The organism is Mesorhizobium sp. L103C119B0 (genome assembly GCF_000502235.1).
Classification (GTDB): Bacteria; Pseudomonadota; Alphaproteobacteria; order Rhizobiales; family Rhizobiaceae; genus Mesorhizobium.
Map to the genome: position 1 here is coordinate 1 of NZ_AYXE01000003.1, position 12,977 is coordinate 12,977.

The 12,977-nt window shown below is 59.3% G+C and carries 11 protein-coding genes and 1 pseudogene; 8 read left to right on the plus strand and 4 right to left on the minus strand.

The genetic code is table 11. The annotated features are described in order from the left end of the window. Positions 1-66: 66 nt before the first annotated feature. The 4 genes from X728_RS161330 to X728_RS161325 all read left to right on the plus strand — a co-directional run bounded on the left by X728_RS161330 (position 67) and on the right by X728_RS161325 (position 3,222). A protein-coding gene (locus tag X728_RS161330) for an IS3 family transposase (protein WP_155923919.1) occupies positions 67-1,256 on the plus strand; the annotation gives its coding sequence in 2 pieces (ribosomal slippage) (positions 67-319 and positions 319-1,256; 1,191 coding nt in all). A 110-nt stretch (positions 1,257-1,366) separates the two neighbouring features. Then, entirely contained in the window at positions 1,367-1,723 is a 357-nt protein-coding gene (locus X728_RS01000000166210) for a hypothetical protein (protein WP_245266068.1), read from the plus strand. 15 nt (positions 1,724-1,738) lie between these two features. Next, positions 1,739-2,269 carry a helix-turn-helix transcriptional regulator gene (locus X728_RS0134140; RefSeq protein ID WP_023830723.1) on the plus strand — a complete coding sequence of 177 codons (531 nt, stop codon included), beginning with the start codon at positions 1,739-1,741 and terminating at the stop codon, positions 2,267-2,269. A 2-nt stretch (positions 2,270-2,271) separates the two neighbouring features. Then, positions 2,272-3,222: an ImmA/IrrE family metallo-endopeptidase gene (locus X728_RS161325; protein WP_245266069.1), complete on the plus strand. Its 951-nt coding sequence runs from the start codon at positions 2,272-2,274 to the stop codon at positions 3,220-3,222. An 808-nt stretch (positions 3,223-4,030) separates the two neighbouring features. On the opposite strand, the gene X728_RS1000000172195 is transcribed toward X728_RS161325, so the two are convergent. The 3 genes from X728_RS1000000172195 to X728_RS161315 all read right to left on the minus strand — a co-directional run bounded on the left by X728_RS1000000172195 (position 4,031) and on the right by X728_RS161315 (position 6,205). After that, entirely contained in the window at positions 4,031-4,516 is a 486-nt protein-coding gene (locus X728_RS1000000172195) for a ParB N-terminal domain-containing protein (protein ID WP_023697180.1), read from the minus strand. 1,058 nt (positions 4,517-5,574) lie between these two features. Then, entirely contained in the window at positions 5,575-5,862 is a 288-nt protein-coding gene (locus tag X728_RS1000000168315) for a hypothetical protein (protein WP_081731045.1), read from the minus strand. Positions 5,863-5,929: 67 nt separating this feature from the next. After that, a complete protein-coding gene (locus X728_RS161315) occupies positions 5,930-6,205 on the minus strand; it encodes a hypothetical protein (RefSeq protein ID WP_023829685.1) in 276 nt (91 codons plus the stop codon). A 194-nt stretch (positions 6,206-6,399) separates the two neighbouring features. On the opposite strand from X728_RS161315, the gene X728_RS1000000168320 reads away from it, so the two are divergent. From X728_RS1000000168320 to X728_RS1000000171315, 4 genes are all read left to right on the plus strand, one after another. Continuing rightward, positions 6,400-6,882, plus strand: coding sequence for a hypothetical protein (locus X728_RS1000000168320; RefSeq protein WP_081732311.1), 483 nt, complete (start codon positions 6,400-6,402; stop codon positions 6,880-6,882). A 192-nt stretch (positions 6,883-7,074) separates the two neighbouring features. After that, positions 7,075-8,730, plus strand: a complete 1,656-nt coding sequence (locus tag X728_RS161305; RefSeq protein ID WP_031194848.1) for an MFS transporter — start codon at positions 7,075-7,077, stop codon at positions 8,728-8,730. 136 nt (positions 8,731-8,866) lie between these two features. Further along, on the plus strand, positions 8,867-9,766 hold the full coding sequence (locus X728_RS01000000166220; protein WP_155923854.1) for a hypothetical protein: 900 nt from the start codon (positions 8,867-8,869) through the stop codon (positions 9,764-9,766). Positions 9,767-10,264: 498 nt separating this feature from the next. Continuing rightward, positions 10,265-10,456 carry a hypothetical protein gene (locus tag X728_RS1000000171315; protein ID WP_023727257.1) on the plus strand — a complete coding sequence of 64 codons (192 nt, stop codon included), beginning with the start codon at positions 10,265-10,267 and terminating at the stop codon, positions 10,454-10,456. 176 nt (positions 10,457-10,632) lie between these two features. On the opposite strand, the pseudogene X728_RS01000000166225 reads toward X728_RS1000000171315, so the two are convergent. Continuing rightward, positions 10,633-12,070 (minus strand): annotated as a pseudogene (locus X728_RS01000000166225) (radical SAM protein). Positions 12,071-12,977: the final 907 nt, after the last annotated feature.

Consider the following 12,977-nt stretch of genomic DNA (forward strand, 5'->3'; position numbering starts at 1 on the left):
TGACCTGCCACTGAGTTTTTCCTCCATCTGAGATTAGAGTCCGGGCCTTGATCGAAGGACGGACTGATGAAGCGGAAGCGGTTCACGGAAGAGCAAATCCTCACGGTGCTGCGCGAGCACGAGGCGGGTGCGAAAGCGGGCGATCTGGCCCGCAAGCACGGGGTCAGCGAGGCGACGCTGTATAACTGGAAGGCCAAGTATGGCGGGATGGACATCTCTGACGCCAAGCGCCTGAAGGCCCTGGAAGACGAGAACGCCAAGCTGAAGAAGCTGCTCGCCGACCAGATGCTGGAAGCCTCGGCATTGCGCGAGCTTCTGTCAAAAAAATGGTAGGGCCCGCCGCCAAGCGCGAAGCCGTCGCGCATCTGCAGGCCGTCATGAGCCTGTCGGAGCGTCGGGCCTGTTCCTTTGTGGGCGCTGATCGCAAGATGATCCGCTACCAGTCCCGGCGTCCGCCAGAGACGGAGTTGCGCACAAGGTTGCGCGACCTCGCCAACGAGCGCAGACGTTTCGGCTATCGACGATTGTTCATCCTGCTCCGGCGCGAGGGCGAGGCATCGGGGATCAACCGCATCTACCGGCTCTACCGCGAGGAGGGCCTGACGGTGCGGAAGCGCCGAGCCCGGCGCCGCGCGGTCGGCACGCGGGCGCCGATCCTGGTCGAGGCGAAGCCGAACGCGCGCTGGTCGCTCGACTTCGTGCATGACCAGTTCGCCTGCGGACGACGCTTCCGCGTGCTCAACATCGTCGACGACGTGACCCGCGAATGCCTTGCCGCGATCCCGGACACCTCGATCTCCGGCCGTCGGGTTGCCCGTGAACTGACGGACCTGATCGTCCAGCGGGGCAAGCCGGACATGATCGTCTCCGATCACGGCACGGAGTTCACCTCGAACGCGATCCTCGCCTGGTCGAAGGATCACCGCGTCGAATGGCACTACATCGCGCCGGGCAAGCCGATGCAGAACGGTTACGTCGAATCCTTCAACGGCCGGATGCGCGATGAGTTCTTGAACGAGAGCCTGTTCTTCAGCCTCGACCACGCCCGAAGCGCCATCGCCGAATGGAGGCAGGACTTCAACACCGCGAGGCCGCATTCCTCGCTCGGCTACCAGACCCCGGCGGCCTTCGCCGGAACCCTCACCGCAACCGGCTCCGACGCTGCGCTCATTGACGGCTTCGCGTCTCTGCCGGTTGCTCAACCCGCGCCCTACGGCGTAACAGAAACGGCCGAGGCTCTAATCGCCGCTGGATGACAGTTCAGTGGCAGGTCACCNCCCGCGCCCTACGGCGTAACAGAAACGGCCGAGGCTCTAATCGCCGCTGGATGACAGTTCAGTGGCAGGTCAGCAGTACCCAAGCCATCATGATGACGCGCAAAGGCGGTCAGGATTGCTTCAGTCGCCACCCCGAGCATCAGCGAGCGCCGCTGATCTACGTGGAGTTTTTGGCGACGGCTCCATGGAACCGACCAAAGTTGGTTGCTGACCCGACTTACAAGGGCGCGGGCCGTGTGCTCATCGGTACGGCCGTCAGCTTGAGCCTAGAAGAGGAATTTGGTGGCCGAATTGGTCTGCATTCTCTTCGTGGCGCAGAAGTTTTCTACCGGGATGCGATCGGAATGACGGATTTCGGAACGGATAGCGAAGGAGTACATAAAGGACTTAGATACTTCGAGCTTTCCAGCAGGGATGCTGCGACTTTCCTATCCGTGCAACACTAACAAGAGGAGTCGACCATGAAATTACATTTCACTGCCGATTGGCTGCGCAGCCATATCGAACATGATCCGGATGTCGATTGCGACGTGGGGCTCCCGCTCCGCGACGCAGCTCCGCTTGAGCGTCTTATGCAGGAGAAGTCTCGTCATCAAGCAACTGCGGGGCAGCCTAATTCGGCTGCCCCCGAACAGAAATCTGCTGTGTTGTTTAAGTTGGTGCATCAGCTTCGACGCAAGGACGGTTTAAGCATTGCGCAGTTGGCTGCCAAAATTCGTGTTGATGCGGCGGAATTGGAGCAGGTGGAGAAGGATCCCAACTATGTTCCAGGCCCGCGTACCGTTCATCAGCTAGCCGAGTTTATTGGGGTTTCAGCACGTGCTGTAGGACTGCTGACTGCGGCGGCGTCCGCGCAGAATGACAATCTCACCGAAGCGGTGCATCGTTTTGCTGCGAGTTCAGACGACCTATCGAAACTAAGCCAGGCTGAAAGGCGCGACCTCAACGATTTCGTTAAGGTACTGGCGTCAATCGATAAGAAGAATGGATGACCATGTCTGCGATTGAGCCGATAATCGGGAACTTTGAGCGCCGAGATATCCATGAGCACATATCACGTTTGCTACGTGATCTCGGCAATCCAGAGCCCCCATTAAGGCTCGAGCAGGTGCGCGCGCTGCAAAAGCTTGACCTTACCTATTATAGCAAGGCGAACTTGAGCCTATTAGATGAGATCGCCCACAGGGCGCGAATGGCTGGGAACGAGATCACCAGCACGGCTAAGCGCATGGTCGATGTAGTCCAGCAATATGGCCTTCGTGGTATCCTAATGTTGAAGGAAGGCGACAAAAGAATCTTCATCGATGACGAGGTAGCCGAGCTAAAGCGACGCTTCCTCATCGCACATGAAATTACACATGACCTTCTACCGTGGCATCGCTCCCTGCTTCTGGGCGACAACGAGTCCACGCTGAACCCAACATTCCATCAGGCAATGGAAGCAGAAGCTAACTATGGCGGACGCCATCTCTTGTTTCTGGGAGGAAGGTTTCGACCGGAAGCGCTGGACTGCTCATTGGAATGGAAGAGTATCGAGCAGCTTCGCAAGCGCTATGGGAACACACTTACAACAACACTTTGGCAAATGGTTTGTGAACGCGACCCGGAGTTTCCTGCCTTCGGCGTTGTCAGTCGGCATCCGTATCACAGAGATATTTGCGAGAAGGCAGGGAATGACAATGTGGCATATTTTCCAAGATCGATAGCTTTAGCTGAGCACTTTCCCGGAATCACCACCACAGTTGCCTATTCCGCGATCTGCGATCACGCAACGAACCGCAAACGGGGTCCAGTAGGCGAAGGCGAAAGCATCTTTTATGATGCGAACGGCGAACCCCATGTATTCTGGTTGCACAGCTTCTCAAACACCTACGATCTGCTCACTTACTGCATCTACAAGAAGAAACACCAGCGCATTTTCCCTGTCGGCTTTAGGGCAGCCTAGGCACAGGCAGACGGTTATCTCAACGGCAGCTTGCCCATACTGTAAGCACACCACCGCTGTTTCGCTTGCGGCATATTTCTTGGCGGACGTCGCTTATTGTCGGCGCGACATTGGTATGACCTCGCCGAGCTGGCCGGACGGCCCCTCACCGCGGGTCGGCGCCACGAGCTTCAGCTTCACGACGCGAGCAGGCTCTTGCGAGAGCCAGCCCGGAGGAAGGTCCATCCGGTGAAGACCGCAGACGTGCGCATCCGGCAGCCAGGAGAACCTGTGCACCGGAGTGCTGGGGTCAAGCTTACTTGGAGGAAGTGCAGCCAAGCTCTCAACATCATGAGCGAACAACGGCAGATCGTGCCGAAGCTCTTCCTTGGACAGCCCCCGTCATCCACCACGGTCCGAAATACATCAGCCAGTAACGTAGGTTGCTGCAGCGGCCAAACGTCATCGTAGGGCTCGGATCCTGAGTAGCCCTTGGCGCTGTAGCTACGATAGAGGCGGGTCGCTCCCTCGGCATCGACAATGCAGAGGCGTTGGAGACGCATGATCTGAGCCTTGATGGACACGCGCCAGCGAACCTTCAGCCGCTCCAGCTCCCAAAGCGAGGCACTAGTGACCTCAGCCGAGAACTGACTCGCCGGCAGAAGCAACGCTGAAGCGAACCGATGAGCTTGGTCTTGGATCAGCTTGAAATTCTCGACAAGCTCATCCTCGGACACTGCACGGTGCAGCAAGAGGTGGGCCAACTCGTGCGCGGCATCAAAATTGTCTTCGCGCGAATGACTGCGCTAGAAATACGTGTGGGCGACGATCAGATCCCCACCTGCTTAGCCCATACAACTGTGTGGTTTCCATTGGTTCGCTCGCCACGACGACGCCGATCTGCTCCAGCAGAGCAACTACGTTGGGGTCGGTCGCAATCCGATTCCCCAGTGCTCTCGCGCTGTTTGGGCAATGCCCTCCAGATCCTCATCCCCAGGCTTCGGTAGCCTAAGCCGTTGAGTAAATCTGGCAGGTCGACTTCAGGGAGAAACGCATAATGGCCGGCAACTGCCGTAATGTCTTCAAGCCAGCGGTTGACCGGATAATCCTTGGTCACAGCCACGCCCTGTACGGTGCGGCCCTCGTCCAGCAGCAACCGCAACGCCCCCAGTCGCCGCCCTCCGGCGACGACTTCGAACTTGGCTCCCTTCGGGGCCTTGCGGGTCAAAAGGTTATGGATGAGGCCATGGGCCTCGATGCTGGCGGCCAGTTCGGCCCTACCTGCGGGCGGGATAGTGATAACAGCGGTATTCATGGACTTGCTCGTGTTGATTTCAGCGATTGACCTGATGGGTTCAGGTCCCCTGAACCCCTGCCTCGCGGCGAGTAGCGGGGAGCGAGGGGGGGGGCAAGTCCCGGGGGCGGAGGGGTCTCCCCGGTCTGCACCTAGCGAAGCGGAGGAAGATGGGGGAACCCGCCCGCGGCGGCTTGCTGGGGAGAGAGGGCCGCGCGCCTCTCTTCCCGCTACATAGGAGAGGTGCCGCTAGGCACATCCATGTCGGCGCAGCCGTGCCGCGAAGCGGCCCAAGAAAGAAGAGCGTACAAAACGGAAGCACCTAAATGCCCGCCAGCGGGACCAAGTCAGATCGGTGCAGGAGAAAGACCGTGGCCCTGAGACCGGCTCAACAGGGCGGCCGTAGGAGCATCAGCAACGCGCCGCCGTCAGGCGGGATGCGGAACGGACGGCCCCCCGGCGAAGGGCGCCGTTCTCTTTGAGCTGCGACCCTGGTGAGCGCCTTCGTGCCTAAAGCTGTGCCGTCGGGCTAAGCTTCAGCTTCAGATCGTTCTGAAAAGCCGAACATGGTTCGTCGAGTAACCCTTGAGGGAAGGATCCTTGTCGGGTTCCCTGTTTTTCGACAAAATCGCCCTGCAGAATTTATATTGCGTGATTTGGCGGCATCGCACTGCTGGGTGTCCGCCTTATAGCAAGCGTGGACCAAAACGGCTCCCACGTAATCATGCTCGACGTTGTTGGAAGAAAGGTGGGTCTGAATGTCTTGGAGAATGGCAACTCCATGGGACATCCCATCTGCTCCGGAGTAGGTCATTACGAGTTGACCGGGTCGTTCAAAGCCGCTTACCGAGCCGCTCCCTGCAACGTTCTCGTAGGTGCCAGACAAATCCGGGGCCGACGTGAATGTCACCTTGAAGGGGTGCCCCAGGCCGACGGGGGTGACATCCGTAAAGTCGGGACCGCAGTACACCGAGAGATCACGCAGTATGGAGATGATAACCCGATTGCGGCTTTCAAGTGTCCTCGCATCCCCCGAGGGCGCCACCTGATCTCTCGGGCAACCTTGTTCGGCGCCGCAGTTATTGAGGCGGCCGGCTTGGAAGCAGTTCCTTATGGCCCTCATGCATAAACCAGAGCACCCGTTTGAGGTGACTGCGAAGGGCCTTACGGGCGCGGATTGGCTCTTTGACCGGATCGATACCCAGTACATCCAGCGCCATCTCCTCTTCGCTGGCACTGTCGGCGCAAGCGTCCATGAGCTTCAAATAGAGCTGGAAATGCTTGTCATCATATGCGGTTAGGCTTTCCGACCAGGGGACTTCCGTTGCAATGGTTGGATCAGGCGTTGGGCGCGATCTGCTTTTCATCCATGTCTCGCTTTGGCGATGAACCAGGCCCCCGTTCCAATTCAGAATATCTCCATCTAGCGCACTTTCAACCGTTCTCGGCCTTCTTCGGACAGTGCCCAATCGTTGCATATGGTCGTGGGTTCCAAATTGGCGCGCGGCTGCTCGCGACCAATACATCCTCAACTTGGCGAGGCGATGTAACGCCCGGCTGAACCAGAATGGCGCGGGTATTGAGCATCGCCGATTGGATCGAACCTTCTTTTAGCTTCGCGATAATCTTGTCTGGCTGCTTGCAAGCGTCCATCATGCCGCCGTACATACGCTTAAGGATCTCGCCCATCACCGTACGAGCAGCAAACATTTCCAAAATCGATCTTGCAACTTGAGGCTTTGCGTTACTGCATAGCTGCATTGCACAAAATGTGTTTGCGCATTGCACAACTTTTAGCCATTAAGCTTACAGCTGATGCATGCGATGGTTTCCTCCCATTCCATGGTATCAGCTGTTCCCCTCTGAAGGTTTTGACTTTACACCTAAAGGGCCTCGGTTTTCCGATGCCCTTTTTTTTGGCGGTCGCCACGTCGTTAATGGAACGCGGCTCGATCGCCGGTTCAGCCATCAGGCTTTGGAACCCGTTCTGCCCGGCCGACCCCTCCCGACAACAGTCTGACCTTCGCCAGCCTTCTACGGGCAAGCGTTCGCGCCAAAAGTTCAAAGCCGCGTCCGTAACATTCGACGATGAAAGCCAATGTCATCAGGTCGAGCAGAAACTCGTCGATCGCATGTGTGAGCGCATCAGACTTTTGTCCGAACTGAAGGAGCAGGGCGCGCGCGTCTTCGATCGCGGCCTGGCAATCGTCTGCATCTATCAGGGAACTGATCCTGTCAAAGATCTGCAAGCGTCCTCACTTTTCGGAAGCCGCACTCAGCATCGAACGCCGCTGATGAGTGAGTTTCCAACAAAAGAACGGGGTAACGTTTCGCGAAAAATCGCTCGCAGCGCGTCGAACGAGCATGATGCCTCAAATGACATGTGAATTCCGGCTCACCAACATGTCGTCGAAGGCGAGTGAGCCGGCCCATGTCTGCGTCCCGGCCGCCAGACCACTGGTCAGGAGGAACTGTGGCCACATCGTCGGAGACAAATGGGTCCATCTATTCTTCCAGCCGCCACGGTTCAGCCTAGATTACATGCGAAACGACAATAACGGAAAGCAAAGGTTCGCAAAATGAGTAGGGTGGCTGGATCAAACGAAGATTTGGCTGCACCAACGACCTTTGGGCCACTTCTGCAGCCGACCTTTCGTTCGATCTGGCTCGCGACGCAGGTTTCAAGCCTCGGCTGGTTGATGCAGACTGTTGCCATCAGCTGGCTGATGGCAACGATCTCGACTTCCGATCTGATGGTTGCGCTGGTGCAGGCTTCATCGAACCTGCCCGCTTTCGTCCTGTCCGTTTTTGCCGGAGCTCTCGCCGACAATTTCAGCCGGCGCAGGGTGATGTTCGCCGGTCGGTGCCTTATGGTGATTGCGTCCGCGATGCTGACCGCGTCTGTAGCGCTGGGCTTTGTCAGTCCGTGGATGATCCTCGGCTTCAGCTTTTTGATCGCAAGCGGCGGTGCTCTCAATGATCCGGCCTGGCAAGCGTCGGTTGGCGATATCGTGGATCGACGAGATGTTCCCGCTGCCGTAACCCTGCTTTCTGTTGGCTTCAACACCGTCCGGACCGTGGGTCCGGCGCTCGGCGGCATTGTGGTTGCCTCTTTTGGCCTCATGGCGGCATTTGCGGTGACCACGCTCACCTATTTCGTACCTTTGGCCACTATTTGGCGCTGCAAGTGGAAGGTTCGCTCGTCCCCTCTTCCACGCGAGTCGATGAGGACGGCGATCTATGACGGGCTGCGCTTCACGGCGATGTCATCGGAAATCAAAGCGGCGATCGCGCGCGGAACCCTCTTTGGCCTGGCGAGCATCGCCATACTCGCGCTGCTGCCGGTGGTTGTCCGCGACCAGCTGGGAGGAGGCCCGCTCGCCTATGGCGCGCTCATGGCCGGCTTCGGGACCGGTGCCGTCTTCGCCGGCCTCTCCAACAGCCTGTTCAGACGGAGCTTGTCGCAGGAGCGGCTGATGAGGCTCTCCTGCGTCGCCTGCGCGGCGTGCTCACTTTCCCTGGCACTGACCTCTTCGATCGGGGTGGCGGCAATTGCACTCGCTTTGGGCGGCGCGGGCTGGGTCACCGCCTGGTCAGGGGTCGGTGTGAGCGTGCAGCTGGCGAGCCCGCGCTGGGTCGTGGGGCGCACCATCTCGATCTACTATGCTTTGATAGACGGCGGCATCGCGCTCGGTAGCTGGGTGTGGGGCACGGTGGCCGAAAACCATTCGTTGACCTGGGCGCTAGAGGGTTCCGCTGGAGCCCTGTTGATCGTCGCTGCAGCCGGCGTTCTCTTTCCGCTTCGGGAGCGCCGCGACTCCGAGCCCGATCCCTTGGAGGAATTCGATGCCCCAGCTGTCTCTCTCAATTTGAAGCCGAGGAGCGGCCCGATCGTGGTCAAGATCCAATACCTGATAGCCGAGAGAAATCTCGAGGCCTTCCTCGACCTCATGCGGCAGCGGCGCCATGTACACAGCCGCGTCGGTGCCCGGAACTGGACGCTCCAGCGGAACTTGCAGAAGCCTATGCATTGGACAGAAACGTTTCGCACGCCGACCTGGACGGACTACCTTCGCCTCAATCATCGTCTGACGGAAGTAGACAAGGAACTGGACGAGCGTGTCTTTCAGCTGCACGCGGCCGAGACCCCACCTCAAATGACACATTCCATCGAGCGGCCGACAAGCTCGGCCCGCAAGCCCGAGCACTCAGCTTTTCGCCATCCCCGTCATTGAAGCCCGGCCGGCACAGAAAACGCGATTCTTGTCTATCGCGCTCAAACCGGTGCGGGAGACGGACAATCCACCAAAATTCGATGATGGGTGGCAGAGAAGAACCCCAGGCTGAGAGTGCGACCGATCGGTCCCCACGGTGAAGCGGAGCCTGGGGCTACAGCGGCACGCGACTATTGCCGCGTGTCACCTTTTGAATTTAAAGTCTTCCTCAGTCCGCCTCGCTGATCCGGGCCAACGCTATCTTGAGGTTGGCATTTTGTCCCGCCAGCTCGCTGAGACGATCACGTTCGGCGGCGACCACATCCGGACTGGCGTTGGCAACGATGCACCCGCGCGGAGCGTGCTGTTGCTGGAAGCAGGAAGGCATGATCGGCCAAAGCCGGGAGAGGTGCTGCCGGCAGTAGCGAATGGGCTGCTGCGTCAGCTTGGTGTCTGGACGCCGTTCGCCGAGGCCGGCTTCGTTGAAAATCGTGCGCTTGTTTCGGTGTGGGCCAATGAAGTTCCCAGCGAGCGGCACGGCATGTTTTCCGCTCAAGGTGCCGGCTGGCAGCTCGACCGGACGCGATTCGACCGGCTGATGGTGCAGGCGGCCAAGGCGGCAGGTGTGGACACGCGGTTTGGCTCGGCCGTGGGTTCGGCAGTGCGCGACGATCAAGGCTGGCTGCTCAAGCTGGCCGATGAAGCTATCGTTGCCCGCGCCGTGGTTTGGGCGACCGGTCGCAGTTGGAGGCTGGCGCGATGTTTCGGCGCCAAGCTCACCATGCACGGACATCTTGCCGCCTACACACGCTTTTTCGACCGCGCACCGGGCGATTGCAGCATGGTCGTCAAGGCGCGTCCCGAAGGCTGGTGGTACAGCGCCGACTTGCGCGTGCCTCACCGATCCGGATCTGGGCAGCGAACTGCGCAAAGCCGGACATTGGTACCAAGCTTTAGCCGCAACGCAGTCCATCGCGCCGCTCGTGCCGCCCAACGCAATCGAGACCGCCAGCATGATCAAGGCGGCGGGAACCGCAATCGATCCCGCCGCCGGTGACCGCTGGGTCGCGGCGGGCGACTGCCTGTTCTGTGCCGATCCACTGTCATCACGCGGGATCGTGCATGCACTCCGCTCAGGGATCCTGGCGGCCTACGCGGCATCGGACATGCTGGACGGGCGTGGCGATTCGCCTGCGCCCGCTATGCAAAATCGCCACACGCGGCTTTGCCGATTAGCTCCCAGCACTGCTGCCCACTATGCAGCCGCCGCGCGATGGGACACGCCTTTCTCGCAGCGGCGGCGCAGCCATGTCTTCCACGCGTCTAGCATCGAAGGAGGGAGGTCAGAGGTGGTCTCGGGACGGGGTGCTCGGCATTTATGAACCGACCGAGCGCCAGCGAGTGGTCGTCGGCGGGCTCAATGGCGGCATCAGGTCAGGGAACTCGGCCTCCATGATCATCTCCGATTTAATTCAAATTTGTCTGTATATATTGCCGATTGCACTACCTTCACCTCGTAGACGGCAATGCGGGCGGGTAGAGAGGGTTCTATGATATGACAAGCGATTTTTCCGCCGCCCGAGTGCATTTAGATCGAGCGTATGACTACCTTTGTGGGGATGACCCGATGAGTCAAAGGGGCCGCGAAGCCTTGGACCTGCTAATTGAGGCGGTTGCCGTCGAAGAGTTCAAGCAGCCACGCCAAAGCGCTGAGGTGCTAAGGTTTCCGATCGGGCGCCGCTGCTGAGGTAATCTCCACGGCCGCCATGTAGCCTCGCGGGTGAGGCGCTCACGGCAGGGACTCGCCGCCCCGTGAGGGCCGGGAACGAACGCATTGGCAAACGGAAAGCCCACTTGCCAGACCAGCGCCCGGCCGGCGTGGCAAGTAGGCCGGCGGTTCCAAGCGGAGACATTGATGCCGGACTATGTCGTGCTTTGCATCGCATTAAGCTGCTGCGGGATATACGTAACGCCATCCCTAAAAACATCGAATGCGGCAGCGACAGCGCGAATCCCAAAGCGATGCTCCCGCCGTACGCGGACAAAGCCGTTCTCGAAGTCCACTATCCCGTCCTTGGCCAGCATGGCCAAGCGCTCAGCCGAATCGCGAAGACGGATCGGATCAGATCCGTGGGCGACACAGATTGCCGGCACGTCAGCCTCGAAATCGCACATTAATCGCTCGATAATTGCGGCTCGCACGCGGTCGTCGTCTGTGAGGCGATGGCCCTTCGATGTAGCCAGTCGGCCAGCTGCGATGTGCTGGATGTAGGAATCCCGTGTAACTTCGTTTTGAACGTATCCCTGGCCGATGCGGCCGATAGCCGACGCGCCGAAACCGATCAGGGTTCTGCAGGTATCCGCCGAGTAGCCCAACNCCCTGGCCGATGCGGCCGATAGCCGACGCGCCGAAACCGATCAGGGTTCTGCAGGTATCCGCCGAGTAGCCCAACGAGTTACGTCGCAGGTGACCTGTTTCCTGTGCCAGCGCGAGCTCGTCGTCCGGCAAAGCGAAATGGTCGAGCCCGATCTGTCGGTAGCCGGCGGCAATCAGCGTCACGGCGACAGCCGCATACTGTTCAGCGCGGGCAGCGCTGTCGGGAAGAAATTCCGCCTCGATGAGGCGCTGATTCTTTACTTGGGATGGGATGTGCGAGTAGCCGAACAAGGCAAGCCGGTCGGGGCGTATGGCGACCGCCGCCCTCACTGTTTCGACGCACGACTCCACCGTTTGACGCGGCAGGCCGTAGATGAGGTCGAAGTTGATGCGGCTTACTCTATGCCGGCGCAGCACTTCCACGGCAGCCGACGTCTGGGCCTCGCTCTGGATTCGGTTGATCGCTTTTTGAACAATGGGATCGAAGCTCTGTACGCCCAGGCTCGCGCGGTTCACGCCGGCCGCTCCCAAGCCTTCCGCCATCTCGGGCGTGAGCGTGCGTGGATCGATCTCGATGGCGACCGTAGCTGCTTTCGAGATGGCGAAGCGGCATCGCAGGAACTCCATCAGAGCGAGGAACTCGGCTGGTCCGATGAGAGATGGCGTTCCGCCGCCGAAATGTATGTCGCTCACGGGCAACGTCTTCGGCACTCGCTCCGAAACCAGACGGATCTCGTCACGCAGCGCCGCCAGATAGTTGAGGATGGGCGCATCACGGCGGGTGATGGTGGTTGGGAAGCCGCAATACCAGCAGGCTGATCGGCAGAACGGAACGTGCAGATAGAGTGACACCGGATCATCAGCCGGCAGGTTCCTGAGCCATTCCTCATAAGCCTCGGCGCCGACCGCCCCAGAGAACTCCGACACAGCCGGATAGATAGTGTACCAAGGCAGCCGGGCCTCTCGAAATTTCGTGGTCTGCAACGGTCACCGTCCCATGCTGATAACATCCAACCTTACCGCTGCGCTCGCCTGCGTCTTTGCGCTATGTCAGTCCGTTCCGCTTTGGGCTCGAAATTTTTTAGCAATGGGCGCCGTTCAGTCTTGGCTGGACAGCGATGGTCTGAGCGCACTCGGTCAGCGACTGACGATGGTGTTCCCGCCGAAACCCTCACGCGCACCGTTTTGTTCCACCGTCCCTTCCCTTCATCTGCGCGTGGGAGACTCTTCTGAGCGCAGATGAAGCATCCGATGAGACAATATACGGTGTTGGGTCCAGACTTTGCACGCCAGCTACCGCCGCCCATAATGATCTCTGCCGTCTCGATGAGCTCGTTGTGTGAATTGCTGGCAGAAGCATTAGCTGTGCCGCGCCGCTTTCAGCACGAAAACCTGCTCGACGCGACCGTCAGGTCCGCCGCAATGCCAAGGCTGGCGCCTACCGACTCAGTGGTGCAAGGCTGCGGCGCGTGGTTATCGACCATCAGCTCGCCAAAGTGACGGCGTCGTACCGAGCGGTGGCCGCCGCATGATGCCTCAACGGCGGGGCTCACAGCAAACAATGCCGTCGCCATTAAGCCAAACTGTCGCGAAGCGAACAGACGAACCGTAGCCGAAACGTTTGCCGTTCGTGCTTGGGTGGATCCGCAAGGCAAAAAGAACGGAAACGCGAACCAAGGTCCGCCCGCACATTTGAGCTTCAAGCCGCAGCTGGGCCGTCAGGGTGGCACGTCATTTGCAGTAGTACCCTTTGTGAGGCCCGCCGCGGAGGTGAAAAGGGTGATTGTACAAAAATGTTGTATGACCGTCTGGGAGTGATAACTACTTAATATATGTGACAACAAGTCTCAATCACATTCTAAATTCTCCTGAGCATTAGCACGACAGGTGC

Bases quoted from the DNA above. Each gene is read 5' to 3' on its own strand.
- X728_RS1000000168320 (WP_081732311.1), top strand. From the start codon at position 6,400: ATGCCCTTTTTTTTGGCGGTCGCCACGTCGTTAATGGAACGCGGCTCG.
- X728_RS1000000172195 (WP_023697180.1), bottom strand. From the start codon at position 4,516: ATGAATACCGCTGTTATCACTATCCCGCCCGCAGGTAGGGCCGAACTG.
- X728_RS161315 (WP_023829685.1), bottom strand. From the start codon at position 6,205: ATGTTTGCTGCTCGTACGGTGATGGGCGAGATCCTTAAGCGTATGTAC.
- X728_RS161305 (WP_031194848.1), top strand. From the start codon at position 7,075: ATGAGTAGGGTGGCTGGATCAAACGAAGATTTGGCTGCACCAACGACC.
- X728_RS01000000166210 (WP_245266068.1), top strand. From the start codon at position 1,367: ATGATGACGCGCAAAGGCGGTCAGGATTGCTTCAGTCGCCACCCCGAG.
- X728_RS0134140 (WP_023830723.1), top strand. From the start codon at position 1,739: ATGAAATTACATTTCACTGCCGATTGGCTGCGCAGCCATATCGAACAT.
- X728_RS1000000171315 (WP_023727257.1), top strand. From the start codon at position 10,265: ATGACAAGCGATTTTTCCGCCGCCCGAGTGCATTTAGATCGAGCGTAT.
- X728_RS161325 (WP_245266069.1), top strand. From the start codon at position 2,272: ATGTCTGCGATTGAGCCGATAATCGGGAACTTTGAGCGCCGAGATATC.
- X728_RS1000000168315 (WP_081731045.1), bottom strand. From the start codon at position 5,862: ATGAAAAGCAGATCGCGCCCAACGCCTGATCCAACCATTGCAACGGAA.